Origin of the sequence: Chryseobacterium sp. B21-037, assembly GCF_028570785.1 — a bacterium.
In the GTDB taxonomy this organism is placed as follows: Bacteria; Bacteroidota; Bacteroidia; order Flavobacteriales; family Weeksellaceae; genus Chryseobacterium; species Chryseobacterium proteolyticum.
In genome coordinates this window covers 318,736-344,017 of sequence record NZ_JALGCB010000001.1, presented here as the reverse complement: position 1 = coordinate 344,017, position 25,282 = coordinate 318,736, and the positions used below count along the sequence as shown (strand labels likewise).

Annotated in this window: 28 protein-coding genes; 12 read left to right on the top strand and 16 right to left on the bottom strand. The window is 36.5% G+C overall.

The window, feature by feature from the left end:
* The first annotated feature begins 14 nt into the window (after positions 1 to 14).
* From MTQ00_RS01520 to MTQ00_RS01510, 3 genes are all read left to right on the top strand, one after another.
* Entirely contained in the window at positions 15 to 1,049 is a 1,035-nt protein-coding gene (locus tag MTQ00_RS01520; RefSeq protein ID WP_273647456.1) for a serine hydrolase domain-containing protein, read from the top strand.
* 273 nt (positions 1,050 to 1,322) lie between these two features.
* Positions 1,323 to 2,285, top strand: coding sequence for a protein-glutamine glutaminase (locus MTQ00_RS01515; protein ID WP_273647455.1), 963 nt, complete (start codon positions 1,323 to 1,325; stop codon positions 2,283 to 2,285).
* A 105-nt stretch (positions 2,286 to 2,390) separates the two neighbouring features.
* Positions 2,391 to 2,666: a hypothetical protein gene (locus MTQ00_RS01510; protein WP_273647454.1), complete on the top strand. Its 276-nt coding sequence runs from the start codon at positions 2,391 to 2,393 to the stop codon at positions 2,664 to 2,666.
* An 8-nt stretch (positions 2,667 to 2,674) separates the two neighbouring features.
* Here the strand turns inward: MTQ00_RS01510 and MTQ00_RS01505 are convergent, their stop codons facing one another.
* Complete coding sequence (locus MTQ00_RS01505; RefSeq protein ID WP_273647453.1) at positions 2,675 to 3,430, bottom strand: SDR family oxidoreductase; 756 nt, start codon at positions 3,428 to 3,430, stop codon at positions 2,675 to 2,677.
* Positions 3,431 to 3,609: 179 nt separating this feature from the next.
* On the opposite strand from MTQ00_RS01505, the gene MTQ00_RS01500 reads away from it, so the two are divergent.
* Both MTQ00_RS01500 and MTQ00_RS01495 read left to right on the top strand, forming a co-directional pair.
* Positions 3,610 to 4,242, top strand: coding sequence for an NAD(P)H-dependent oxidoreductase (locus MTQ00_RS01500; RefSeq protein ID WP_273647452.1), 633 nt, complete (start codon positions 3,610 to 3,612; stop codon positions 4,240 to 4,242).
* A 29-nt stretch (positions 4,243 to 4,271) separates the two neighbouring features.
* Positions 4,272 to 4,706 (top strand): MarR family winged helix-turn-helix transcriptional regulator, encoded by a 435-nt coding sequence (locus MTQ00_RS01495; protein ID WP_172277597.1) that lies wholly within the window; start codon positions 4,272 to 4,274, stop codon positions 4,704 to 4,706.
* Positions 4,707 to 4,738: 32 nt separating this feature from the next.
* Here the strand turns inward: MTQ00_RS01495 and def are convergent, their stop codons facing one another.
* From def to MTQ00_RS01450, 9 genes are all read right to left on the bottom strand, one after another.
* Positions 4,739 to 5,356 carry a peptide deformylase gene (gene def, locus MTQ00_RS01490; RefSeq protein ID WP_273647451.1) on the bottom strand — a complete coding sequence of 206 codons (618 nt, stop codon included), beginning with the start codon at positions 5,354 to 5,356 and terminating at the stop codon, positions 4,739 to 4,741.
* A 248-nt stretch (positions 5,357 to 5,604) separates the two neighbouring features.
* Positions 5,605 to 6,477 (bottom strand): ChaN family lipoprotein, encoded by an 873-nt coding sequence (locus tag MTQ00_RS01485; RefSeq protein WP_273647450.1) that lies wholly within the window; start codon positions 6,475 to 6,477, stop codon positions 5,605 to 5,607.
* A gap of 194 nt (positions 6,478 to 6,671) precedes the next feature.
* On the bottom strand, positions 6,672 to 7,700 hold the full coding sequence (locus MTQ00_RS01480) for a hemin-degrading factor (protein ID WP_273647449.1): 1,029 nt from the start codon (positions 7,698 to 7,700) through the stop codon (positions 6,672 to 6,674).
* A gap of 5 nt (positions 7,701 to 7,705) precedes the next feature.
* Positions 7,706 to 8,356: a class I SAM-dependent methyltransferase gene (locus MTQ00_RS01475; protein ID WP_273647448.1), complete on the bottom strand. Its 651-nt coding sequence runs from the start codon at positions 8,354 to 8,356 to the stop codon at positions 7,706 to 7,708.
* A 2-nt stretch (positions 8,357 to 8,358) separates the two neighbouring features.
* A complete protein-coding gene (locus tag MTQ00_RS01470) occupies positions 8,359 to 9,132 on the bottom strand; it encodes a heme ABC transporter ATP-binding protein (RefSeq protein ID WP_273647447.1) in 774 nt (257 codons plus the stop codon).
* On the bottom strand, positions 9,132 to 10,172 hold the full coding sequence (locus tag MTQ00_RS01465) for a FecCD family ABC transporter permease (RefSeq protein WP_172277579.1): 1,041 nt from the start codon (positions 10,170 to 10,172) through the stop codon (positions 9,132 to 9,134). Before MTQ00_RS01465 ends, MTQ00_RS01470 begins: the two co-directional genes overlap by 1 nt.
* On the bottom strand, positions 10,156 to 11,037 hold the full coding sequence (locus MTQ00_RS01460; RefSeq protein WP_273647446.1) for a heme/hemin ABC transporter substrate-binding protein: 882 nt from the start codon (positions 11,035 to 11,037) through the stop codon (positions 10,156 to 10,158). Before MTQ00_RS01460 ends, MTQ00_RS01465 begins: the two co-directional genes overlap by 17 nt.
* 21 nt (positions 11,038 to 11,058) lie before the next feature.
* Positions 11,059 to 12,171, bottom strand: coding sequence for an HmuY family protein (locus MTQ00_RS01455; protein ID WP_273647445.1), 1,113 nt, complete (start codon positions 12,169 to 12,171; stop codon positions 11,059 to 11,061).
* A 12-nt stretch (positions 12,172 to 12,183) separates the two neighbouring features.
* Positions 12,184 to 14,286 carry a TonB-dependent receptor plug domain-containing protein gene (locus MTQ00_RS01450; RefSeq protein ID WP_273647444.1) on the bottom strand — a complete coding sequence of 701 codons (2,103 nt, stop codon included), beginning with the start codon at positions 14,284 to 14,286 and terminating at the stop codon, positions 12,184 to 12,186.
* Between the two features lie 93 nt (positions 14,287 to 14,379).
* On the opposite strand from MTQ00_RS01450, the gene MTQ00_RS01445 reads away from it, so the two are divergent.
* Positions 14,380 to 15,183, top strand: coding sequence for a T9SS-dependent choice-of-anchor J family protein (locus tag MTQ00_RS01445; protein ID WP_273647443.1), 804 nt, complete (start codon positions 14,380 to 14,382; stop codon positions 15,181 to 15,183).
* A gap of 207 nt (positions 15,184 to 15,390) precedes the next feature.
* On the top strand, positions 15,391 to 16,662 hold the full coding sequence (locus MTQ00_RS01440; protein WP_273647442.1) for a T9SS type A sorting domain-containing protein: 1,272 nt from the start codon (positions 15,391 to 15,393) through the stop codon (positions 16,660 to 16,662).
* A gap of 81 nt (positions 16,663 to 16,743) precedes the next feature.
* Here the strand turns inward: MTQ00_RS01440 and MTQ00_RS01435 are convergent, their stop codons facing one another.
* The 3 genes from MTQ00_RS01435 to MTQ00_RS01425 all read right to left on the bottom strand — a co-directional run bounded on the left by MTQ00_RS01435 (position 16,744) and on the right by MTQ00_RS01425 (position 18,619).
* Positions 16,744 to 17,034 (bottom strand): putative quinol monooxygenase, encoded by a 291-nt coding sequence (locus MTQ00_RS01435; RefSeq protein ID WP_273647441.1) that lies wholly within the window; start codon positions 17,032 to 17,034, stop codon positions 16,744 to 16,746.
* Positions 17,035 to 17,117: 83 nt separating this feature from the next.
* Positions 17,118 to 18,005: a sulfite exporter TauE/SafE family protein gene (locus MTQ00_RS01430; RefSeq protein WP_273647440.1), complete on the bottom strand. Its 888-nt coding sequence runs from the start codon at positions 18,003 to 18,005 to the stop codon at positions 17,118 to 17,120.
* Positions 18,006 to 18,211: 206 nt separating this feature from the next.
* A complete protein-coding gene (locus tag MTQ00_RS01425; RefSeq protein ID WP_172277557.1) occupies positions 18,212 to 18,619 on the bottom strand; it encodes an RrF2 family transcriptional regulator in 408 nt (135 codons plus the stop codon).
* 314 nt (positions 18,620 to 18,933) lie between these two features.
* On the opposite strand from MTQ00_RS01425, the gene MTQ00_RS01420 reads away from it, so the two are divergent.
* Positions 18,934 to 19,362 (top strand): DUF4268 domain-containing protein, encoded by a 429-nt coding sequence (locus MTQ00_RS01420; RefSeq protein WP_273647439.1) that lies wholly within the window; start codon positions 18,934 to 18,936, stop codon positions 19,360 to 19,362.
* A 172-nt stretch (positions 19,363 to 19,534) separates the two neighbouring features.
* Here the strand turns inward: MTQ00_RS01420 and MTQ00_RS01415 are convergent, their stop codons facing one another.
* Positions 19,535 to 20,053 (bottom strand): thermonuclease family protein, encoded by a 519-nt coding sequence (locus MTQ00_RS01415; protein WP_273647438.1) that lies wholly within the window; start codon positions 20,051 to 20,053, stop codon positions 19,535 to 19,537.
* A 231-nt stretch (positions 20,054 to 20,284) separates the two neighbouring features.
* Here MTQ00_RS01415 and MTQ00_RS01410 point away from each other — a divergent pair, with 231 nt between their 5' ends.
* The 4 genes from MTQ00_RS01410 (at position 20,285) to MTQ00_RS01395 (ending at position 22,778) form a co-directional block, all read left to right on the top strand.
* Positions 20,285 to 20,854, top strand: coding sequence for a Crp/Fnr family transcriptional regulator (locus MTQ00_RS01410; RefSeq protein ID WP_172277549.1), 570 nt, complete (start codon positions 20,285 to 20,287; stop codon positions 20,852 to 20,854).
* A 75-nt stretch (positions 20,855 to 20,929) separates the two neighbouring features.
* Positions 20,930 to 21,667 carry an SDR family oxidoreductase gene (locus MTQ00_RS01405; protein ID WP_273647437.1) on the top strand — a complete coding sequence of 246 codons (738 nt, stop codon included), beginning with the start codon at positions 20,930 to 20,932 and terminating at the stop codon, positions 21,665 to 21,667.
* A gap of 116 nt (positions 21,668 to 21,783) precedes the next feature.
* The gene (locus MTQ00_RS01400) at positions 21,784 to 22,275 is read left to right on the top strand and encodes a hypothetical protein (RefSeq protein ID WP_273647436.1); all 492 of its coding nucleotides are present in this window, start codon (positions 21,784 to 21,786) and stop codon (positions 22,273 to 22,275) included.
* A gap of 56 nt (positions 22,276 to 22,331) precedes the next feature.
* Positions 22,332 to 22,778 (top strand): DUF1801 domain-containing protein, encoded by a 447-nt coding sequence (locus MTQ00_RS01395; protein WP_273647435.1) that lies wholly within the window; start codon positions 22,332 to 22,334, stop codon positions 22,776 to 22,778.
* Positions 22,779 to 22,840: 62 nt separating this feature from the next.
* Here MTQ00_RS01395 and gldG read toward each other — a convergent pair whose 3' ends face one another.
* Together gldG and MTQ00_RS01385 are read right to left on the bottom strand one after the other, a co-directional pair.
* Positions 22,841 to 24,508 (bottom strand): gliding motility-associated ABC transporter substrate-binding protein GldG, encoded by a 1,668-nt coding sequence (gldG, locus tag MTQ00_RS01390; protein ID WP_273647434.1) that lies wholly within the window; start codon positions 24,506 to 24,508, stop codon positions 22,841 to 22,843.
* Positions 24,509 to 24,512: 4 nt separating this feature from the next.
* A complete protein-coding gene (locus tag MTQ00_RS01385; protein ID WP_273647433.1) occupies positions 24,513 to 25,103 on the bottom strand; it encodes an ABC transporter permease subunit in 591 nt (196 codons plus the stop codon).
* Between the last annotated feature and the right edge of the window lie 179 nt (positions 25,104 to 25,282).

The following is a 25,282-nucleotide window of genomic DNA, read 5'->3' as shown; positions in this document are numbered from 1 at the left end:
AATCTGAAAGTCCAATGAAACTATTAACCCGGTTCTTTTGCTATCTGTTATTATCCATTTCTTCTATATGTTTTGCACAAAAGGATAAATACAAACAAAAGATCGATAGCCTAATTCAGGTTAAGAGCCCTAGAACTTTCAATGGGGTTGTTCTCGTTACCAGAAACGGAAAGGTTGAATACTCCAGGGCTTACGGTATAAAAAATGCTAAGACACGAATTCCTTTAAAACCAAATGATCAGTTTGAAATCATGTCCAACACCAAACAGATCACCGCCGTTTTATTATTAAAAGAGGTTGAAAAAGGAAAAGTTGATTTACATTCTCCTATAAAAAAGTACCTTCCATCACTATCTCAGCCCTGGGCTGATTCAGTAACGGTTCATCAGTTGCTTAACCATACCCATGGGATTGTTGATCTCGAGAAACCTTTGGCATTTAGACCGGGCTCTGATTTCAAATACGGTAACCTTTCCTATATCTTGTTAGGGAAAATCATCGAAAATGTCAGCCATCAATCTTACACGCAATTGGCTAATGAACTGTTCAAGCAGCTTAAAATGAAAGATACTTTCTGCTATGCGAAATCGGATCTGAAGAAGCTGGTTTCGGGGCATATGAGTAATGAAAAAGGATTAACTGTTTCCAATGACTCTTTTATCAATGATGAAAATATGCCAGCAGATGGAGTAATAAGCACAGCAAAGGATTTATCTCTCTGGAATGATCTTCTTCATAAAGGCAAAATCCTAAACGCAGACACCTATCAATTATTAATAAGCCCATCGGTATTGTCCGAACATGATGTATTCGGAATCGGTAAGATGGGTTACGGATATGCTATTCGTATTGTAAAGGACCGCGGAGTGAGCTATTTTGGTCATACCGGTCTAGGAGATGGCTTTACTTCATTGAATGTTTGTGTGCCCTCTTCTGATGTGAGTATTGTTATCCTGGAAAATCAGATGAGCGAGATAAATACGCTGTACTATTATTTTGAAAAATTAATCAGAGATATTGTATTGCAAAGCAGCTTAATTAAGAAATAACCAATCTGCTGGCAACCTGCACGAATAAAATAGGTAAACCGGATTTTTTTCATCGTAAAATTCACAGAGCCATTATTAACACTTATTAAAACGATAGTTTTTAATGAACAAAACACTTTAATTATTACTAAAAATTTTGGTTTTTATAAAAATAACTTGCTTATGTTATTTTTTTTATTAATTTTATTTTCACCAAAAAGTGAAGTAAATAAGAGTTAAAATAACCAACCAACTTAACAAAAACTCACCATTAAACTACAAATTACAATTATTATGAAAAATCTTTTTTTATCAATGATGGCCTTTGTGACCGTCTTAACTTTTAATTCCTGTGCCGATTCCAACGGGAATCAGGAAATCAACGGAAAGGAAAAACTAAGTGTAAATGATTCTAAGCTGAAAGATTTCGGAAAGACTGTACCGGTAGGGATAGACGAAGAAAACGGAATGATAAAGGTGTCATTTATGTTAACTGCGCAATTCTATGAAATTAAGCCGACCAAAGAAAATGAGCAGTATATCGGAATGCTTAGACAGGCTGTTAAGAATGAATCTCCTGTACACATTTTCTTAAAGCCTAATAGCAATGAAATAGGAAAAGTGGAGTCTGCAAGCCCGGAAGACGTAAGATATTTTAAAACGATCCTAACAAAAGAAGTAAAAGGGCAAACCAATAAATTGGCGAGTGTAATTCCTGATGTAGCTACATTAAATTCTTTATTCAATCAAATAAAGAATCAGTCTTGCGGTACCTCTACGGCGTCCTCACCATGCATCACATTCAGATATCCTGTAGACGGATGTTATGCAAGAGCCCATAAGATGAGACAAATCTTAATGAACAACGGCTATGACTGTGAAAAACAATTTGTATACGGAAACCTAAAGGCATCAACAGGAACTTGCTGTGTGGCGTGGAGCTACCACGTTGCAATATTGGTAAGCTATAAAAATGCTTCCGGAGTAACGGAAAAAAGAATTATTGATCCTTCACTATTTTCAAGCGGTCCTGTAACAGATACAGCATGGAGAAACGCTTGCGTTAACACCTCTTGCGGATCTGCATCCGTTTCCTCTTATGCTAATACTGCAGGAAATGTTTATTACAGAAGTCCGAGTAATTCTTACCTGTATGACAACAATCTGATCAATACCAATTGTGTACTGACTAAATTTTCACTGCTTTCCGGATGTTCTCCTTCACCTGCACCGGATGTATCCAGCTGTGGATTTTAATTAATTGATAATTTTACAGCACCTGCTGATTCTGTAAATGGGCAGGTGCTGTTATATAATAATACTATTTTTATGAAAGTATGGACATTACTATTATTTTTTTGTATGATAACATCCTGCTCCGGTAGTTCGGGTTCACAGAATTTAACCTGGTACAAAAATGCAACAATCAGTCAGATTACGGAAGACCCCGATCATCCCGGGGATTTTATGCGCATCTCTATTGGAATTAGCGCGCAGGTTTTTTATGTGTCAAAAAAAGATTCTTCCTACAAAACTCTTCTGGAAAAGTTAAACCAAAGCCTGAAAAAAGGTAAGGCCTATAATATCGGTATTGAGAACAAAACCAATATTATTAAACAGGTTAATGACATCCAATAATTTTTTCCCTAGGATCTTATCACAGAAATTCCGGCATCTACTTTTATTTCGGCTCCATGGATATAAGACGCTTCCCTTGAAGCAAGGAAAAGCACTGTATTTGCTATTTCCGATGGATCTCCCTGCCGTTTAAACGGGATTGTAGGAATAATATGCTGAACGGCATCCTCAATCTGCTCTTTATTCAATCCGGTATTATTGAAGATATTGGTTTTAATATGTCCGGGACTAATAGCGTTTACCCGGATTCCCCTTTCCAACAGCTCAGTGGCAAAAGTCTTTACAAAAGATTGCACAGCTGATTTTGCAGCCGAGTAGACAGAGAAATTAGGCATTGAAATCTCTGTAGCTACTGAAGTATTAAAAATAACCGAACTTCCCTTTTTCATTAATGGTAACATTTGCTGAACGGTAAAGAAAGGTCCTTTTACCAGAATATTAAACAGTTCATCGAAATCCTCAGGGTTCACATTTTCAATCGGCTTAAATTTCCCGTACCCTGCATTGGCAAAAACGAGATCAATATTTTCAGTGTATTGTTTTATTTCGTTTTGTAAATGCATCAGGTCTTTCATATTACCTGCATCGGACACTATCCCTACTGCTTTTCTTCCTAACTTTTCAGTTGCTTTAAGCACGGTTTCTTCGGATCTTCCGGTAATTATAGCAGTTCCGCCTTCTCCGATAAACTGCTCAGCAACTGCATACCCCATTCCATTCGTTCCTCCCGTTATCAGCGCATACTGATTGATAAATCTTTGCATTGTATTTTGTTTTAAAATTGTACAGCAAAGATTGGAATATGGTCTATTTTACGAAATCCGAAACTTGTGATATTTCTATTATCGATTTTATCTAAAATACATTATTTAAAATTAAATTGCAAGCAATTTAATTTTGTCATAACTTTGTCCCATAAAATTATTTCACAAAAAATAAAACAATGTCATTAATAGAAAATTTAAACTGGAGACATGCTGTGAAAGCATATGATCCAACAAAAAAAGTATCGGAAAAAGATTTAAATACGATTTTAGAAGCTGCAAGGTTGGCTCCTACTTCATCCGGCTTACAGCCTTTCCGTATCATTGTAGTAGAGAATCAGGAATTAAAGGAAAAAATGGTTCAGGGTGCTTTAAACCCTGAAGTGATGAGAGATTCTTCTCATGTGCTTGTATTTGCAGCGTGGGATAATTATTCCAATGAGAAAATTGATAAAGTGTATGACTACCATACTGATGTAAGAGATCTTCCGAAAGGCCGTTTCAACAGCTATACAGATAAATTGAAAGAAATTTACGGTGCGCAGACTCCTGAACAGCATTTTTTACATACCGCCCGTCAGACTTACATCTCCTTAGGCTTAGCTTTGGCTCAGGCAGCAGAATTAAAAATCGACAGTACACCGGCAGAAGGATTCAGTAATGAGGTGGTAGATGAAATTCTTGGTTTGAAAGAATTAGGATTAAAAAGTGTAAGTTTGCTATATTTAGGATACCGCGATGAAGAAAAAGACTGGCTGGCTTCTATGAAAAAAGTACGTATTCCTATGGATGAATTTATCATTAGAAAATAATATCAATTCCCAATTCATATTCTATTGTTATGGAAAATTCGGAAAACCTAAAACTGGAAAATCAGATCTGCTTTCCTTTATATGCAATCGCAAAGGAGATCACAGGTTTGTACCGTCCTTTTCTTGATGAACTGGATATTACCTATCCTCAATATCTCGTGATGATGGTATTGTGGGAACAGGATGGGCTGCCAGTTACTCAGATCGGTGACAAACTCCTGCTGGATAGTGGTACATTAACGCCTTTACTCAAAAGATTAGAAGGCAAAGGCTTTATTTCGAGAAACCGTAAAAAAGAAGATGAAAGAGTGGTACAGGTATTTCTGACTGAACAGGGGAAAAATTTAAAGGAAAATGCGTGTGGTGTCCCTGAAAAGATTATGAAAAAGATCAATGTTCAACCTGAAGATCTGTTGCAACTTAAAAATTCCATCAATATTATTTTAAGTAAAATTGAAAAATAAAAAAACAGGTAGCCATTTTGGCTGCCTGTTTTTTATTTAACTTTCTGAAAAGCATCTACTTTCAGATAAGCATCATTTTTTTCTTTTTCTTTTTTATCAGAAATCAAAATTCCAAAAAGGTGGTCTATCTCATGCTGAAAAATAACGGCTGTAAAACCTTCTACAATCTCAGAGTATTTCTGACCTTTCAAATCAACATATTCGAGTTGTATAACTTTACTCCTGTAAAACTGATCCCTGAATTCAGGAATGGACAGATCTCCTTCGGGTCCCAGGTTTTGAAGCTCGGATCTCCAGATGATCACAGGATTTATAAAATACTCCAAAGGATTATCTTTTTTATCAAAACGCTGAACCCAGATTATTTTCCTGTTAATACCCACCTGCGGAGCTGCTATTCCTACTCCTCCATCGGTAGAAAGAAGAGATTCCTTCATCCTTTTAACCAGTGTCGCCGTATTAGGATCAACAGGATCAGCCTCACTGGAAATGCTCAGTAATGTTTTATGCTGATCAGCATTTGTTGTCTGATAAATCGGAAGCGGAGAACCAATATCTCCCTGATTAATTATTGTAATTTCATTTGAGGTCAGCTTTTGCGCATTAGCCAGGCTAAGGAAGCAAAGCAGCAGGAAAGATAATTTTTTCATTTTTTAATTATTAATGTATTCATGTATTGATGTAAAATGTATTCATGATTATCTAAGCTGCCTTTTTTATTGTTGTCATTTCGAATGAAACAAAGTGTAATGAGAAATCTTTTTAAATAATTATATTAATGTATATTAAATTACATATTCCTCCTGCATTTATTAAAAGAATACAATTTCTCAGCTGACCTCCAAAATCATTATACATGAATACTTTTTACATTGTACAACTTTTTTAACATTCAAAATTAAAAAGTTTTCGTCATATCGGCTGGAATAATCAAATTAAAATCTGTTGGGATATATTCTTTCCCGGGAACTTTCAATTCAGGATCGTCCGATTCAAAAACTGAGATCACCGCCATTTTAAGATTGGGGTTCTTTTGTTTAACATACCAATAGGTTCCACCGAATTCCTTGCTATGATAATTACCATTGTAATGGATAAAAGTTTTACCGGGCTGAATATTTTTGAGGATGGATTCTGCCATCGTAGCATCTTTGGTTGCCTGAGCTGAAATGAAGTTCATCACTTTTGTTCCTTCTGCATGGTCTCCCATCATTTTTTTCATTTCAGGATATCCAGGTGTATCCAAGCTCACTTTGATAGGCAACTGGGCAATGTATGTTTTTTCTTTGGCAGACAATCTATTCAAAGATTCCAGACCTTCTTTTGCCGTCTGGGAAGCGTACCTTCTGGGAATATTTGTTGCAATGAAACCTAGCTTTTTTTCTTTAGCAAAGTCAACCAGTGGCTTATAGTCCGTTGCATAATTATTCCACAAGCGTGCAGAGTCCTTTAGTGTTTTGGCATCGAATTTCCCATTTAAATAATCATTTAACTGAGCTTGATTATCTCTCTCGAACATTTCCGCTCCTAAAATAATCTGTCCGTTTTTCTTCTGGTATAATGCTTCGGTCACTTTCAGCTGAAGCCAATGATTGATGGAGCTGTTGTGATTTTCACCAAAAAAAATAACATCATAACTGGCAAGTTCTTTCACCAAACGCTCTGTTTCTATTTCTTTTCCTTCTTTATCATAAAACCGATAAGCTCTGAAATTTTGGGCATTTAATGCACAAAACATAATCAGTAATATTGATACGAAAATATTTTTCATTGTAATTATTTTTGGTTAAGGGTGAAAGGACTTAAAGGCTGGATCGCTGAACTATTTAATAGCAAATGAGCCTTTTTACTGTCATCTTTTTGCCTTTCAATCCTTTTGCAATTTAGTCTTTTTGCGATGTAACATCTAAAAAAAGACCGCTCTGATCTTAAAAACAAAACGGTCCAAATCAAATCATCTAACTATTACTTTTCTAATTCTGCTACAAGGTCTTTCCACTCTTGCAGTTCAGGAATTCCAGGTTTTCTTTTTCCAAAAAACTGAACGATAAAATCACCTTCCTTATTGAAAATTTCAATAGCCGTTACTTCACCGTCTTCAGTTGGCTTTTTTACGATCCATGCTTCTTCAATCTTGGTAACATCCAGATGCAGGTTAAAATCAGGATCCATTACGTTGAACCACTGCTGGTGCCAAAGCGTCTTTTTCACATGACCGGTATGGATCTGAATAATTCCTCTGTTTCCAACGAAAACCATAATCGGAACATTCTTCTCGGAAGCATCCTCCAGGACGTTTACCACTTTAGCATTATCTATTTTCTTCGCATAACCTTCCGGAGCCAGTCTTAGAGCCTGAGTTCTGCTCACTCCGAATTTTCTTGTCATCATAAAAAAATCATGGGTATCTTTCAATTCAACCCATGCTTTTTTGAAAGCTTCGGCATCAATTTCAGAATCCGGTTTTTCTGCCGGCTTCGGAGCAATAGCTTCGAAAGAGAACACTCCGTTCTGATCTTCGGCCTTATATTTTTCAACGATTGCATCAAAAGCCTTTTCGTTGCTATCTTTTGTCAGGTAGATCTTGTGAAGAGCTAAGCCATCTTTTCCGAAAAACTGAAGGCTTTTTTTATCTCCTTCCACAACTGCAAAAGCAAACTTCCAGGAGTTCAGGAAGATCCTGAGATCAATATCTTCTCCCACGAAAAGCTGTGCATGAGGGCTGCTGAAGTCACCGTTCTGGTAAATTCCTTTTCTCTCGTGTACACATTCGTCATTACGGGTAAGAGCCATCACCTTACCCAATTGCTCAACATCAGTTAAAATATTTTGAAATTCCGGTTTCAGAACGGTTACCCCTTCACCGATATTAGTTACTAATAAATCAGCTTCGCTTACACCTAACTGTAAAGCTGCATTTCTTATTCTTAAATGTGGATTTTCTTCTTTTAGAGCGTCCCACTTTTCTCTTAATTCGTTAACTAATGTGCTCATTTTATTTATTTTTTTATGGTTAAAACTGTATAAATTCTATGTATGGTTTCAGCTCCGGACTTACTTGGGATATCCTCCTCTTTCTCCGAAATTTTCATTCTTTTGAAATGGCTCCTTGAGATAAGTTCTTCCATTTCATTATTGCTGTACATGGTAAAGTTGTATTCTGTAAACGGTAAGGTTTCCATGAATCTTCGCTGCCCGAAGGTGAGTACGAAAGTCCCGTCATCCTTCAAAACCCTGTAAATTTCATTCAGGAATGCCACCGGCTCTTCCCAGAAATAAACCGTATTAACAGTGAAAACCTTATCAAAAACCCTATCTTCAAAAGGGAGCTTTTGTCCCTCGTACAATATAAAATCCGCCTGACCTTCAAAGTCTTTATTTATTTTCCGGGCCTCATTATACATTGTTTCGGAAATGTCAACCCCTGTATATTTCAGATTTTGAGCTCTACTCAGGATATTTTTCAGATGCCCCGCATTTCCGTGTCCTATTTCAAGGATAGATTCATTATCTTCTATCAAAAGTGTTTTGATGCTTTCCAAAGTCATGCTGATATTGGTTGCATTCATCATCTCGCCTATCTCAATGCCTTTTTCTCCCTGTGGATTGGCTAAGTTTTGAGCGAGTATTTTAAGTTCATCTCTTTCCATGGTTATCCAAAAATGATCATTGGGTTATTAGTAATAGGATGCTCGCAGATGGTACAGGGAAAGTTGTATGCCTTAGTTATATTTTCGGCAGTAAAAACTTCCTGTGGTGTTCCATAAGCTGAAACCCTTCCCGATTTCATGAGTAATATCTTATCGGCGTACTGAGCGGCCAGATTTAAATCATGTAAAACCACAACAGCACTGTTTGCTTGTTTTGTAAAACTCTTCATGATCTCCAATGCCTTGTATTGATGTTTAACATCAAGGTTATTGAGTGGTTCATCAAGGAACAGTAGTTTGTGGGCAATATCATTCTGTAGCTGTGCCAGTACCCGTGAAAGATGTACTCTCTGCTTTTCCCCTCCGGACAGGGTATTGTATTCACGGTCTTTCAGATGAAAAACATCTGTTTCATACATCATATTGTTCATGGCTTCCAGATCCTCTTTTCTCGGCTGCGCATCAAAATAGGGATAACGCCCCATCATGACAACATCTTTTACTTCCAAAGGAATATCATTGCTGTTGTGCTGGGAGAATTTAGCCTTATGCCTGGAAAGCTCAACCACATTCCACTCGTTAACAGGTTTGTTTTTAAACAAAACTTTTTGCTTTCTGGATTTCACCTCGTTGGCCAGAACACTTAATAAACTTGATTTTCCAGCTCCATTGGGTCCTACAATAGCTAAAAACTCACCATATTCCAATGATACGTCCACTCCATCCAGAATATGAAATTCTTTGTGTTTATAGCTGATCTGATGCGCCTTTATCATTAGAGTGATTTTTTAAATTTAATTAAAATGGCTATAAAAATCGGCCCTCCCATTAATGCCGTGAGGATACCTATTGGCAATTCCGAAGGCTCCACAATACTTCTGCTGAATGTATCGCCGGTCAACAGCAAAATACTTCCGCAAACAGCAGACAATGGTAATATAAAGGTATAATCCGATTTGAACAAAAGCCTTAAAATATAAGGTACAATAAGACCTACAAAACCAATCGTTCCCGAAAATGCCACCGAAGTTCCCACCATTAATGCTACGACAATAATGATTTCTTTTTTAAGTTTTTCTACATTGATCCCTAAGTGCTGTGCGTCTTTTTCACCCAACATCATGGCATTCAATGCTTTTCCTTTTGGGATTAAAACGATATATGAGATAATCAAAACAATGACTAAAACAATATTTTTTGTCCAGGTGGCTGCAGCCAAGCTCCCAAGATTCCAGAAAGTAAGATCTCTCAATTGTTCATCTTTTGAAATGTAGATCAGAAACCCGGTAATTGAAAAGCCAATTGCCGTAATAGCTACACCGGTTAGCAACATCATTACCACGTTTGTTTTACCTCCGCTGGTAGAAATCCTGTATACCAGCATCATAGATAGAAAAGCCCCGATAAAAGCAGAAATACCCACCAGTGAAAATTGTACTACCTCAGGAAGATACTGTTTGAAATGTCCTCCTAAAACAATAGCAATGGCTGCAAGTAATGTTGCTCCCGAAGTAAGTCCTATTAGATCCCCCGTCGCCAAAGGATTCTTAAAAAGTCCCTGCAATCCTGTTCCGGACACCGCCAGCATGCTTCCAATTAAGATTGCCATAACGATTCTCGCAGCACGGACATCCCATATCACGTATGTATCGCTAGGCGATATATTTCCATTTCCTTTTACAACCTCCCACAAAACTTTATACGGAGAAGCTCCGTTAAAATTATAAACTCCTGTACTAAGCGACCATACCGCTATGATAGCAAGCAGTATGGTACTTATAGATAGATAAAAGTATAGTTTACTTTGTGTTTTCAATTAATAACTTATTTAATCCTACTGCAGCCTCTCCTAATCTTGGTCCGAATCCTGAAACAAGTCCTCCGTCCATAGCAATGATCTTTTTATTCTTGCCGGCATTTGTTTGAGAAACACCTGGCATTTTAAGCGCTCCTTCGTTTCCTCCTGCACCCTGTAAGCCTGATGAGAAAAAGAATAATACATCCGGATTCGCTTTTACTACAGCCTCAGGGGTCAGCGGTTTGAAATCTTCAAATTCCGTAACTGCATTTTGTCCGCCTGCAAGACCGATCAAAGCATCCATTGGTGTCTTCGTACCGGAAACCATCAGCATATTTCCTCTTGCATAAATAAACAGTACTTTAGGTTTTTTAGCAATCGGCTGAACCTGTTTCAGATCCGCATCGATTTTATCATTCAGTTTCTGATAATCTGTGTTGCCAATAGCTTTTGCTACCTGCTCAATTAATTTTTTAGTTCCTTCCACTGAATATTCCTGTTTGAAGATTTCAGTTTTTATCCCTGAAGACTTTATTTTTCCTAATAGCTCAGGGTTTATATCTTTATCAGACGCTAAAATTAATGTAGGATTTACGGCCATAATCGGCTCAATGGTCATTGATCTTACATGTCCCAGATCTTTAGCTGTTGCTTTTAAAGTTTCAGGATAGGTACTGGTAACATCAGTTCCTACAATTTCTTTTTCATGACCTAAAGCACTCACTATTTCTGTGATGCCACCATTTAAGGTCACAATTTTATTATTCGTTTTCGGCGTTTGTGAGGTATTTGTTTCTGCTGTATTTTCCTGTTTTGCGCTTTCGGCTTTTTTGCAGGAAGCTACTGCTAGAAGGATTGATGCTACTAAAATTATCTTTTTCATGATATATTATTTATTGATTTATTATAAAGGTTCAAATTCAAAACTGGCATGCCCCCGATTTCCCTGAGGATCTTTCATTTTATTAAATCTAAGCTTGAAGTAAAAGCCCTCAGCATCTTTTAATACAAAGAAACGGTCAGCGTACACGAATGCTCCCGGCACTTCGCTTGTTCCGGTAGTCGTTCTCCATTTATCCCCAATTGCTCTTTGATCAGTAGATACAAGCTTCGCCTGATCTACATTGCTTAACTTAAATGAGTTATAGGCCTGATCCAGGTTTCCGGAAGCCGTTACCTGATACGCACTCACTCCACTGGCCGTATTGGTGATTATGAAATCAGCATAAAAATAGCTTCCTGCGCTATTTCCCGGACCCATAAAAACTTCATTGGTAAATGTGGTAAAGGCTAAATCCCAATTCTTTTTCTTTGGCTGGATTGTAGCCGGAGCACCCGTTTTAAGATTGAAGAAATTAAAATTGTATTCTGTATCTTTTGTTATCATATACTCCTGGTAGGTAGTTGCATTGATGTCGGCATATCTTAATTTATATCCGTTAGGAGCTCTTAAAATCTGAATTTTTTTCCATCCTCTGGGATCGGATGATAGTGAAACAGATCCTGCAGCAATATTAGAGTTTGGATCTGCTAAATTTCGTCCCAGGTTAACCAAATAAACAGGATTGTCAGAATCGTTCTCTTTGATAGGCTCTATCGCTGAAGACTGGTTTAAAAAATTACCATCAGGATTATCCACATACTTCATATTAGCAGCATCAAATGTACCTACCTGAACTTTTTCTTTCAGATCGGCTACATCAGATTCTTTTACAGTATTGATGTTCGTAGCATTAGGAATTTTCGCAACAGCCATTGCAATAGACCCGTTTAAAATTACCCTATATTCATCTCCTGTATAAAATCCAAGATCCCAGTCTGTCCTTTTATTGATCGTATGATTTTTTGCATCACTTAAGTCGATCCAAACCTGATTGGCTTCTGTGGGTCCGCCTACATCGGCGCTTACTTCAGAACCTGTCATCTTGGGAACCTGAACAGGATCTTCATCAGCTGAAAGACAAGACTGTACAGCAGCAATAATGAATAGAAATGAAAATATCTTTAAATACTTCATGATATATTTTTTTTAGAATTGATACATTAATCTTGCGAAATAGCTTCTTCCATAGTACAAATTCAGACGGTCAGATCCTGCAGTATGTGCATTTCCTCCGTTTGCAGTGGAATTAATGGTAGTAACATCAAAAATGTTTTTAACTCCTGCAGAAAGTTCAAGCTGATTTTTCCAGAATGGCTGGCTTACAATAAAATCCATCATGTGGAATCCATCATTTTTCCCTAAGCGGAATGCATTACCTTCTAATACATACAGCCTTGACGGCCCCGTATACTTATAATAAAGATTAAAAGCAGTTCCTGCATTTTTTAGTTTATAGGAAACATTAGCTCCTGTCTGAAAATTATACTGAAAGTCCGTTGGTGAGGCAATATCCATATCTTGTTTTGACACAGAAATACCATTTAGGGAAGTCCTTACTCCTAAAGTAAACTGGTCTTTGACAATATTGGCATTGGCACCAAACAAAAGACTTCTGTACGTATCTATGTTCATGTACTTATAAGTGGAAGGTCTTTTAATCATAACCATTTCAATTTTATCTTTCAGATCAACGTACAGAGCTTCCAGGTTATAATTGAATTTCCATCCATTTCCTATGGTGAAGCCCTGATCCCAGAATGCACCGACAGAATATCCTTTTTCAGGAGTAAGATCAGGATTTCCCTGAATGTCGTGATTTACGTTAACGAAATAAGTGAACATTTCATCATAGGTAGGATAGCGATTGGCTGTTCCGAAAATACCTCTTAGATTGGAATTTTCAGATGTTTTCAGCCTTGCAGACACCGAATAGTTGAATTGATTATCAAATTTGTTGCTGAGCGATAATCTTGCTCCGGGTCTTACTGAGAATTTATCCGAAACATTCCACTCTGCAGAAATAAAGTTGCCATAGGTAAAAATTTTTCTTCTGATATTTTGCCCGTCAAAATCCCCTGCAATTAATGCAGCATACCCGTTGGTATGGTCTAATTCGTAGCCTAACTGGAAGTCAAATTTCTTGTTATCGAGAAAATTACTGAACATTCCTCTTGAATAAAATACATCGGTCTTGTAATAAGATCTTTCATCATAATGGGTATCTTTAGCTCTGTTGGGTATATCATATACATAATCAAAGTACTTCCGATCCTGATTCTGATAAGAGAAATCTCCCGTGTAGCGGATCTGGCCCAGGTTGGTCTGAATATTCAACTGATGAAGCCAACGCTCCGTATTATATTCCCTGTCTGTACTTGTATAGGTTACACCACCTTGTCCGTCATTAAGTGAAATTCTGTCAACTTTAGGATTATAAAAATTAAATTTTTCGCTTAAGTAAGATATTTTATAGAAAACTGAAGTTTTATTCTTGGTGTACTTGATCAATCCTGTTGCTTCATACTGATCTTTTGGATTCCATTCATAACCCCGTTTATTATCTTGTCCGAAATACTTATATCCTTCACTATTTCCCTGATATCCCATAAATTGATTATGGTTAAAACTTATATTGGTAAACCAGTGATCGTTAAAGTTGTAACCTACATTCACATTCTGAATATGTCTGCCTTTCCCTCTTTTCCTTAAATCATAGCCATCCCTCACCGTTTCCTCCTGTAGTGCCGCTCTTATACTTAATTTTTTATGACTGCTTTTTTTAGTGATGATATTAATAACGCCTGCCAGTGCACCATTACCATATTCCACGCCCATGCTTCCTTTTACAACTTCAATCCTCTCAATATTACTTAAACTGATCTTCGTAAGGTCTATATTACTTCCTAAACCCGTATCTCCTACAACCGGAATATTATCTATCAAAATTTTGACATAGCTCCCGCCTAATCCCATGATATTAGCAGTTGAATTTCCGGAATTGGTATCTGGAGTGATTTGTATGTTAAGTGTTTGGTTAAGAACGTCAGCAGCGTTGGTCGCCGCCATATTTTTTATTTGTTCAGCATCAATAACTTCAACTTTATAAATCGATTTATTGATCGATTGTTGCATATACTGTCCTGTGATAACAACTTCTTCAATTTTTTTCTGATTAAGAGAATCTTTTTCCTGTGCATTCATCCAAAAGACTATGGATAATGAGAGTATAGAAAGCACCTTCTTCTTCATAGACACAAATTTTCGACAAATATAATGCTTTATTTAGAACAGATAAAAATAATTTATTACTTTTGTCGAATAATTCTAAATAAAAATAATATTATGAATCTAAAATTACTTTCTGGAGTTTTAATGTTTTCTGCGATTGCAATTAATGCTCAGTTACCAACAATAAATGAGAATTTTGATAATTTCACTTCAGGCAGCACAACTTTCCCCCAAAACGGATGGACTGCTAAACTAGCGCCCAATCCGATGCCCTTTCCCCCAGCGCCGTTAATGATCGTTACAACTGATGCAAACAAGGCTGTTCAGGCTTACTCGGGAAACAATACAAGCGAGCCTTCGTATTTAATTACCCCTCAGATTGTTGCTCCTGCAGGAGATAAATCGTTATCATTTACTACCAGCTTAGTATCTCCTTCGCCTGGTCCGGGCAGTATTCAAATTGGGCTGGCTTCCAATCCAACAGATATGTCTACATTTACACCTGTTGGAAATCCTGTAACGTTATCAACCGTAGGTACTAATGTGGATGTGAATGTAAATATTCCTGCATCCACTTCTACCTACATTGTTTTCAAATTTACACCAACAGCAAGCCACGTGGCGATCCAAATTGATAATGTGGTCTATAATACTACATCAAGTCTGGCTGTATCTGACCCTATCAAATCAAAAGATGCTATCCAATTTGCTGTTAACCCAGAAAACACAGCATTGCAATTTGTAACAAAAAAAGATCTTAAAAATATTGGGGTTTATTCTTCAGCGGGTCAAAAAGTAGCTGAAGGAAAGTTAAATAATCAAAGATTCGATATCAGCACATTACAAACAGGTATCTATTACATTGTTATTGAAACAAAAGACGGCTCAGTCACAAAATCAAAATTCATCAAAAAATAAGATCTATTAGATATTAACTTATGTTTTGTTAAGGCTGGCTTTTTGAAGTCAGCCTTTTATGTTCAAAATCCATGAAAGGGTCTACTGTCACGCTAAAGTTTAAAAAAAATTAATCTTAAAACACGACAAAAGTCATGTTTTTATTTAGAATCATTAAAAATAAATATATAATTTTGTAGAATAATTCTAAATAACTAACAATAAGAGATGAGAACAAAACTACTTTTGACTTCAATGCTTGCACTGGCTGTACATCAAACAGTATTAGCCCAAACAGATGTTAATGGGTATACAACGGTCAATTTAACCACTGGTCCCAACTATCAAAACCGGGTATTCTTTGACTTCAGTACAAATAATATTATTTCGCAACCTGCAGATTCATGGGATATTGCATTTTTTAGAAATTCAAGTATGAGTTTTGGAACAAGAATCAATGACGCCCAAAATATAGAGGTTTACCAGGCCTCTGCAGTACCAGCGGATTGGGATAATATTAACATCGCCAATATAGCATCATGGGGATCTCCATTATATAATCCGGACCAGACGACTTCTCTTCAGGAAGGAGCATTTGAGCAAGGTTCAGCTACGTACGGATGGGGAGACTATAACGGAGGGACCCATCATATCGATGGAAAAGTAATTTTTGTTTTAAAATACCTTTCTAGCAATACTTATGTAAAATTTATGATTACCGATTACTTCGGTGGTTATACTTTTAAGTATTCTAAATGGAACGGATCATCGTGGGAAGCAACGCAAACCAAAACAATTGCGAACGGAACAGATGATGCCTACTTTAATTATTTCTCATTTACTACGGGAGACAAAGTAGCTAATCTTGAACCACCAAAGGCAAACTGGGATTTGATGTTTACAAGATATTGGACATTCTATATGAATATTATGATGTACAGAATGTCTGGAGTTATTCAGAGTCCTACTACTAAGGTTGCAAAAGTTCAACCGGAAACACAGGAAGTTGCAACTTCAAACATTCCAGTATCCACCGCTTTTTCCTCGAATATTACATCAATCGGCCATTCATGGAAGCCAACATCCGGGATTTATAATGATGTTGTTTACTATGTAAAACAAGGTTCGGAATATTACAGAATGTATTTTACTTCTAACGGTGGAGCGTCTACAGGAAATATGTATTTTAAATATAAAAATATCAGCTCAACTTTAGGAATCAAAGAGGTTGGCACCAAAGCTTCCTTTGGATTGTATCCTAATCCTACAACAGCTGATAAAAAAGTGACCGTACTTTTTGATGTAAAAGAAAAGGCAAACAATAAAGGAAGTGTAGAAGTATATGATCTTTCAGGAAAACAAGTCTATAAATCAGAGCTTACCAATCAAACCGGTTTCTATAAGCAAGACCTTAATTTATCTATGCTTACTTCAGGAACCTATCTTGTTAAAATAACTTATGGTGGAAATAGTGAAACCAAAAAGTTAATCGTAAAATAAAAATCTTAAATTTTAATACTTTCTATTTTTTCTAATAAAAGGCTGTCTACAATGGTAAACAGCCTTTTAACATTGGGTTTGTTAATAGATTTTAAATCCTTTGTATACTTCCGTTGAGCTTTCCATCATTCTCGAAGAATCCGTACGGAAATTGAGAAGATGATCCTGCCCCAGATGATTATTATGGTGTTCTGATGTTTCCCATAATTCTATCAGAAAAAAAGTTCCTTTATTATCCTTATCTTCAATAAGGTCGTACTGCAGGCAGCCATCTTCTTTTCTTGTTTCTCTTACCAGGGTCTGAAACAATTCTACCGCTTCCATCAAGTAATTTTCATTAAACTTAAAAAGCGCAACAATATGTAAATTCATATGCTATTTATTATGCTGTAAAAGTAAAATATTTTCAAAACTGAAAATCGTTTTGAGCCTTTTATTTTTCCACAATAATCGTACTATTTGAAAATGGATTTGTATATGGTTATCAGACTCATTACAATAACCAGACTTCCTATGAATAAAAACATCTTTTTCACCGGTAATCTGGCAGTGAGCATTGCTGAAAAAGGTGCTGTTATAATTCCTCCGATCAAAAGACCCAGAATAATATTCCAATGCTGAATTCCCAGGGTAAAAAAGAAGGTTATTGCAGCAGTTATGGTTAAAATAAACTTGGCTACAGTAGAACTTCCTACTGCAAATCTGGGAGTAAAAGCATTCTTAATTAAAGTCCCTGTAACCAAGGGGCCCCATCCTCCCCCTGCAAAAGAATCTATGAACCCTCCGATCAGCCCCAGGCTTGTGAGATTCGTTTTTCTTTTCAGAGCTTTATTTTGTTTAGGCTTAAAGGCGTTGGATAAGATTTGAAAACCAAGATATAAAGTATAAAATGCAATAATAGTTTTGGTAATTTTAGAATAGTATTCTCCGAGATATGTAAGAGATAATGCACCGATGATGGCTCCTATAACCGCCGGAATAGATAGTTTTCTAACCAATGTCTTGCTTACATTCTTCAATTTGATATGACTGATGCTTCCCGCAGCAGTTGTAAAGCTTTCAGCAGAATGAATACTTGCACTTACGATATGGGGCGGAATATTAAGAAAGAGAAGTGTTGTTGTACAAATCACACCATAACCCATTCCCATTGATCCGGCAACAATTTCTGCAAAAACCCCCACCAACAACATCCAGTAAAATATATAATTGTCTTTTGCGAGGATATGGGTCAGTTCATCAAGATACCCCATGCTGTACATGGAAAAAACAACAATAACCAATATAGCAACCGTTACCAGTAATACATTCAACCTTACCTGCATTTTTCTTGAGATGACCATTCTATACAAGTATTAGTTTAACAACACTTTCAGGTAAGAACATATTTTTGGTAAGCTGGCCTCTGCATTCCTTCTGCAAAAGCCACATTAGTGTATCTGCAACATTTTTTGAAATCATAGTTTGTTCATTTGGCATCCTGCAAATATCAAACAAAATAATTATCCTACCAAAAAAGTAGACTAACAATTCAAAAAAAAGGACCCGATCAGTCGATCAGATCCATTAATGTTTTTTCTTCTAAAATTTTAAGCGAAGCATCCCGAACCTCAATGAGGACATCGTGCAAACCACAATGATCTTCGTTGCAATCGTCACATTTTTCATAAAAATTAAGACTTACACAAGGAAGCATTGCAATAGGACCATTAACCAGGCGAATGATCTTCGCCAGTTTTACATCGGCAGGATTTTCTTTAAAGAAGTATCCACCACCCTTGCCTTTCTTGCTATCAAGGATATCAGATTTCTTGAGTTCAAGCAGAATATTTTCCAGAAATTTAAGCGGAATCTTCTTATGTTCCGCAATTTCAGAAATAAGGGTTGGCCCTTCATTTCTTTTTTCTACAAGATATGAAAGTGCCTTAAAAGCATATTGAGATTTTTTTGACAGCATTACAGCAAATTTAAGAAAATAGTTTCATATGTGGGAAGTCGTGAAATTGCTAATTTACCGAATGGTGAAATCATCTAATTGTGAAGCTGTTGGAATAGAAAATAGCAAAATCACTGAGGTGCAAGATTGCTTTTAAATAGCTCTTTTTTTCTTTTATCAAACTCTAAGATTTCAATCTTTACTATATCTTTCTCCATCCTTAAGGCGTTTTTATCGATTAAGTGAATTCACAATTTTACCAATAAGTAACTCCGCTTTTTCGCCTTTTCCTCTCTTCCCCCTCCCTTTTCCTCATAATTCATTAAATTTGCGGTATGTTCAGTAAACAAGAAGCACAGCAACTAAAGAAAGAATTTTGGACCGCCTTTGGGAAATCTTTTCCAAGAAAATGGATGTTGTACGATACCAAGATCAAAGATTTTTCTTTCAAATTCCATGCGGATAATAAAAAAGCCGAAGTATCCCTGGATATTGAAATGAAGGATGAGATTTTCAGAAATGCGTATTATGAAAAGATATGGTCTTTGGAGGACATTCTAAAAGATTATGTGGGAGATTTTAATAAAGATGAGTTTTTTACACTGGAAAACGGAAAAGTTATCAGTAAGATCTGGATTGAAAAGCATCATGTTTCAATTTTCAATAAAAATACGTGGAGCGAAATATTTGAATTTTTTGTCGAAAAAATGGATGGCTTTGAAAGGTTCTACTATGAATATGAAGATTTTATCAAAGACGTGTAAATAATGACCATCATTCTTGAGTTATTAATCCGGTTATTTCTTGGAATACTCCATATTCTTGTGGAGATATTCTTTCAACAAATAATTTATGGCGTTATAAAATATCTATATCGAAAGATTAAGAATATTCTTAAACTATTCTGATGAGCAACCCTGACAGCTGATAAATTATTTACCTTGCTATTTCTCTTAGAGAATTTCCTGATAATTTAGCTTTTGCTCTAAGTTGGGAAGCTTCTCTTTTTTTTTTCCTCCATTCCCATGGAGAAATTGTTTCACTTCCGGACCATAATCCTAATTTAAGACTTCTGGCTTTTGATTCAAGTACTCCAAGGTTTTCATTATTGGAGTATTGGTAATACCACCATCCCAATCCTTTTTTTATAATCTCTTCGGACAGGTACTGATCTTTATCGAAATATACTTTGGCAATGATGCGTCCGTACCGGTCAGAAGTGGTTTTATAGTATAGGATCTCTTTTCCAAATACCAGATCACTTGTCAGTTGTTTGGCGTTTTTTCCAAATGGCTGACCTTTCTCAGGGCAATCTACCTCAGCAAGACGTAATGTGGTCTGGTTATTATTTTTATCAAGAACCAGGATCGTATCACCGTCCTTAATACCGATTACTTTTGCTTTGATTTGCGCCAAAACTAACCCTGAAGTCCCTATCAATAGTACAAAAAACATCTTCCCCAGCCTTTTCATGTATTTTTCTTCTTTAGTATAAACAAAATTCGCGAGGCAATTTTAGCTATTTTAAACATAATATCGTTTACTTTTCTCTGAATATTATCCACAAATTGTTTATTGTTCAGGAAATTCCTTTATAAATAATTGTACAGCAAACCATAATAGCTTTAAAAGTATTTTTTGCCAAAAGGCAAATACGGTATCATTTTCTTTAGCTAAATTTCGGACATGAAAGAATTATTCAATTTCGTTTTAAGGTTTGGGAATCTCAATGAACAGCAGATCGAATTTATAAAAAGTAAATCCACCGAACTTCATCTTTCCAGAGATGAATATTTTTCCGAAGCCGGAAAAATTGCCAGACAGGTAGGATTTATCGTTGATGGTATTCTACGGGTCTGCTATTATGATAATAAAGGAGAAGAAATTACCAAATACTTTATCGAGGAAAATAATCTGGTCGTGGATCTGGAAAGTTTTGATAACGAAATTCATTCCAGCACATACGTTCAGGCAGTTACGGATTGTACGATGATCGTTTTTTCACGGAAAGACTGGCTCGAACTGTTGCAGACCATTGTCGGATGGGAAGCTATTGTTCATAAAATTATTTCAAGAGCACTGATCCAGAAGGTAGAAAGAAGAAGCCCTCTGGTTTCAGAAGATGCGACCACCCGTTATCTCAAATTTCTTGAAATCTACCCTACTGTGGTCAACCGGATTCCTCTTTCCTATATCGCCTCATATCTTGGTATCACACAGTCTTCCCTGAGCAGGATAAGAAAAAATATACGCTAAAATCACTTTTTGCCAAATGACAAAAGATCTCATTTTTTAATACCTCACCTTTACATCACTAAATAAAACAAGAAAATGAAATCAGTATTAATCACAGGTGCCAACAGAAGTATTGGCCTGGAAACTGCAAAACAACTCTCTTCAAAAGGACTATTGGTCTACCTTGGAAGCCGCAGTCTTGAAAAAGGAGAAGCTGTAGTAAAAGAACTTCAGGAAAAAGGATATCAGAATATCAAAGCAATTGAGATAGACGTTACCAACCCCGATTCTATTTCGGAAGCGAGGAATACTATTGAAAGGGAACAGGGAAAACTGGATGTTCTCATCAATAACGCAGGAATTCTGGGTATCAATCCGCAAACGGCTTCAGAAACTTCTATTAAGGACATCCAGCAAGTCTTCGACACCAACTTCTTCGGAGTCATCAGCGTTACACAGGCTTTCTTAGATCTTCTTAAAAAGTCAGACAGCCCGAGAATCAGCAATATCACATCCGGGCTCGGTTCTCTGACTTTACATAGCGATCCCAGCTGGAAGTATTATCATGTAAAGGGAGCCGCTTACGGGCCATCAAAATCAGCGTTGAATGCATACACGATTGTTTTGGCGTATGAATTAAGGGAACTTCCCTTTAAGGTCAATGTAATAGATCCCGGCTATACGGCAACAGACTTCAATGCCCACAGCGGTCCGGGATCCGTAGAAAGCGCTGCTTCTTTTATCATTAAGCACACTCTGACTGATGAAAACGGACCAACAGGTCAGTATTTCAGTAATGATATTGAAGATGAGATTGGAATTAGTCCTTGGTAGATTTGTACAATTTGATTTTTTGTACAATGTAAAAAGTAAAAAATGTATCAATGATTTTAGAGAGACCTTAAGGTTTCTCTTTTTTGTTTTCCTATTTTTGTTACATACATACTAGCATGAATATTTTTAATAAAACAGAAATCAAATACATCGTCATCCAGATTATTGCTTTTAACTTTATTCTTATTCCGCCAAGGTTATTTTCCTATTTAACGGATATACACCTTTCGCAGTTGTTTTTAAATTCGGCTAAAAACTCTGGTAGTTTAATTGAACTGTTTGAGAAAAACAATATTGATTCCATTCGATTCAATGACCTTATCAGTACGATCAGAAATTACCAGACTGTAGGGTTTATTATTGGCTGTCTGATCTGTATATGGATCACCTCAAAACGAAAATTAAGCTGGATCAATTCTTTAATTGTTATTGTGATCAGCTTTTTACTTATATTTTTAAAACAGGCATCATTTCCCTTTAAACCTTTGTATCTGGAACATTGGTTTAATCAATTTGAAATCTATGTCTATTTTAGTGGTTGCTTATTTTTGGTAATAAGTCTATCTTTATTTTATTTAAGTTATAAGATGAGACTCAGCAAAACTTAGAATTATAATATAAAGTTTACTCTTCAAGCTTATAACCATCTCTGTACGAAGAAAATATGTACTTTACCACGATGACCATACAAAAACAAATCAACCATTACATTTCCACTCAATCAGACACGAAACGCCGAGATATGGAAACCCTGCATCAGTACATTCTGCAAGTGATGCCAGAATGTAAATTATGGTTTATGAATGGTAAAAATGAAGAAGGAAAAACGGTTTCCAATCCTAATATCGGATATGGTTTCCGGGTCATGAAATATGCTGATGGAAGTACCCGGGATTTTTACCAGATTGGCCTCAGCGCTAATACAACAGGTATTTCAATTTACATTCTTGGTATTGATGATAAAAACTATTTACCCCAAGCCTATGGTGAAAAAATAGGAAAAGCCAGTGTGACCGGTTATTGTATTAAGTTCAAAGCATTGAAAGATATCGATATTGAAGTGCTTGGAGAAGCGATACGAGACGGTATTAGTAAGAACCTGATACAGTAAAATATATTCTGATCAATAAAAAAGAGAAACCGTAAAGTTTCTCTTTTTCAATTCATTATCGTTTAATTGAATTTTCTTTTTCTCAACCAGAAGAACAATCCTCCGAGTAACCCAATAATGACTAGCGGAAGCAGCAAATTAAACCATTGCCAGTTGGTCTTTTCTTCTGTAATTCTCTGTCTATCCAGTAGCCTTTCTTCGATATTCCTGTTTCTTAGTTCCATCAGGTTGCTGTCATCTAAAAGGAAATCCAAAGCGTTTCGCAGGAACTGTTCATTTCCAAATTGTTCATTGGTTAATAAATCTACTCCTAACGGCAAAGGTTCTCCCTTGATCACTTTATTTCTTCCTACGTCACCATCTGCAATCACGATCATTTTATTTTCCGGGCTCTGACCTTTAAAACCAGGATAGGATTTTCTTTCAATTCTCGAAGCATAAGCGGAGGTAAATTTCCCTTCCAATGCTACAGCAAAGATTTTCGGAGTACTTGGCTTTTCCATTTGCCCAAGACTATCTACGCTGGAAATTTCTTTCAGATCCACATAATTCGGAACCTGTTTCAATAAAGTCCTTTCACTCGATTCAAAAAGAACTTTGGTTTTAATATTCTTTCTGCCTAAAGTATCAATTGATGTGGGAAATTCAAATTTTACCGGATTGATATTCTTGGTGATCGGTTCGTTCTTTTCAGCAATTCCCAAAGGGAAATAGGGCCATGGAAGACTTGTATACTGCGGGTTACCACTCACCTCTCCCGTTACCAGCCTTAACAAAGCAAATTTCTTTACATCTTTAACCAAAGCAGGATTGATCCTGATTCCATAGTTGAAGAAGAAATCAGTCATGTTGATATCCACCGGGAATGGCATTACCTTTTTAGATCGGGTTAAGGTATCCATTTCAGCATTTACGGCATCAATCATCCATAATGTTTTTCCTCCGTTCATAATATACTGGTCCAGGATCACTTTTTCACCATCTGTAAATGCTTTTCTCGGCTTTGCAATGACCAGAGCGCTCATTTGTTTCAGCAACGGAACATCCGCAGCCGTTAGCTCAACCTGGTTTTTAGGAATCACAGGACCGGCATCGTAGTTTTCTAATGCCAAATGCATAAAACCCTGGAATTCTCCCGGACTTAATTCATCCTGGTTAACCAAAACTCCTATTTTCTTTCTTTTATCAGTGGCAATATTCTTGATGTTCGATACAAGATTATATTCTAAATTTTCAATGGATTTCGTCAGCTGTTCATCGGCATTGATATTGGCCTGCTGTACCACCAGCGGGATAGAAACGCCGCCCTTGTTGTATTTAAGAACCGCATACGGAAATAATACGATCTGGGAGACTTTACCGTCTTTTACATCCGGAAGAACGGAAGGCTGCATTCCCATCGCCATCAAAGTATCCTGGGACATTTTGGTTTTGATGGGATCAATAAATTTAAAATCAATTTTCGGATTGATCTTTCTGAATTCCTCCAGCATAAACTTCGTTTCACTTTGCAATTGTTTGAAGCTGGCCGGGAAATCTCCTTCCAGATATACCTCCACAGTCAGAGGCTTTTTAACCGATTCCAATACTTTGATGGTATTATCGGAAAGGGTATATCTTTTTTCTTTCGTTAAATCCAATCTGATCCCAGAAACGGCAAGAATAATCACTAAAGGCAGGATCACAAACAATAAAATCCCTAATGGAGATTTAAAAGGTATCTTCTTCATAATTCTACTTCTTTTTATTGATAAAATGATTGGACAACACTAATGAAACACCGATGATCAGAACAAAATAGGCTACATCTTTGAAATCGATCAACCCTCTTGTAAATCCAAGGAAATGCTGATAAAAACCTATATTCTGTAAGATAAAATCTGCTCCACCCAACAATTTATAGCTTGCTAACTGCTCGATTCCGAAATACATGATAAAACACATGAAAACACCTAACAGATAAGCCATGATCTGATTCTGAGACAACGATGACGCTAAAATCCCTACACCCGAAAAAGCAGCGATAAGCATGATCAATCCGATATAACTCCCAAAGGTCATTCCCAGGTCAATATTCCCTGCAGGAACTCCTAAAACATAAACGGTATACAGATAGATCAACGAAGGAATGAGGCATAAGATGCCGACTACCCAAACGGAAAGAAACTTTCCTAATACTAGGTCCGATATTTTTAAAGGCTGGGAAAACAACCAGTACAAAGTTCCCGTTTGCTGCTCCTCTGCAAAAGTTTTCATGGAAAGCGCCGGAATAATGAACATCAGTAGCCATGGGACCAAAACAAAATAGCTTTGTAATGAGGCCATTCCGATCTCAAAGATATTAGAGTCGTTGTCGAAAAAAAACAAAAAAAGAGTCGCTATCAGACTGAAAGCTGCGATAATGATCCACGCACTCCAGTTCCCGAAGTAACTCCAAAGTTCTTTTTTAAAATTGCAATCATAGTTTTTTAGTAAAATGTAAAAGGGATTGTATTGATGTACAC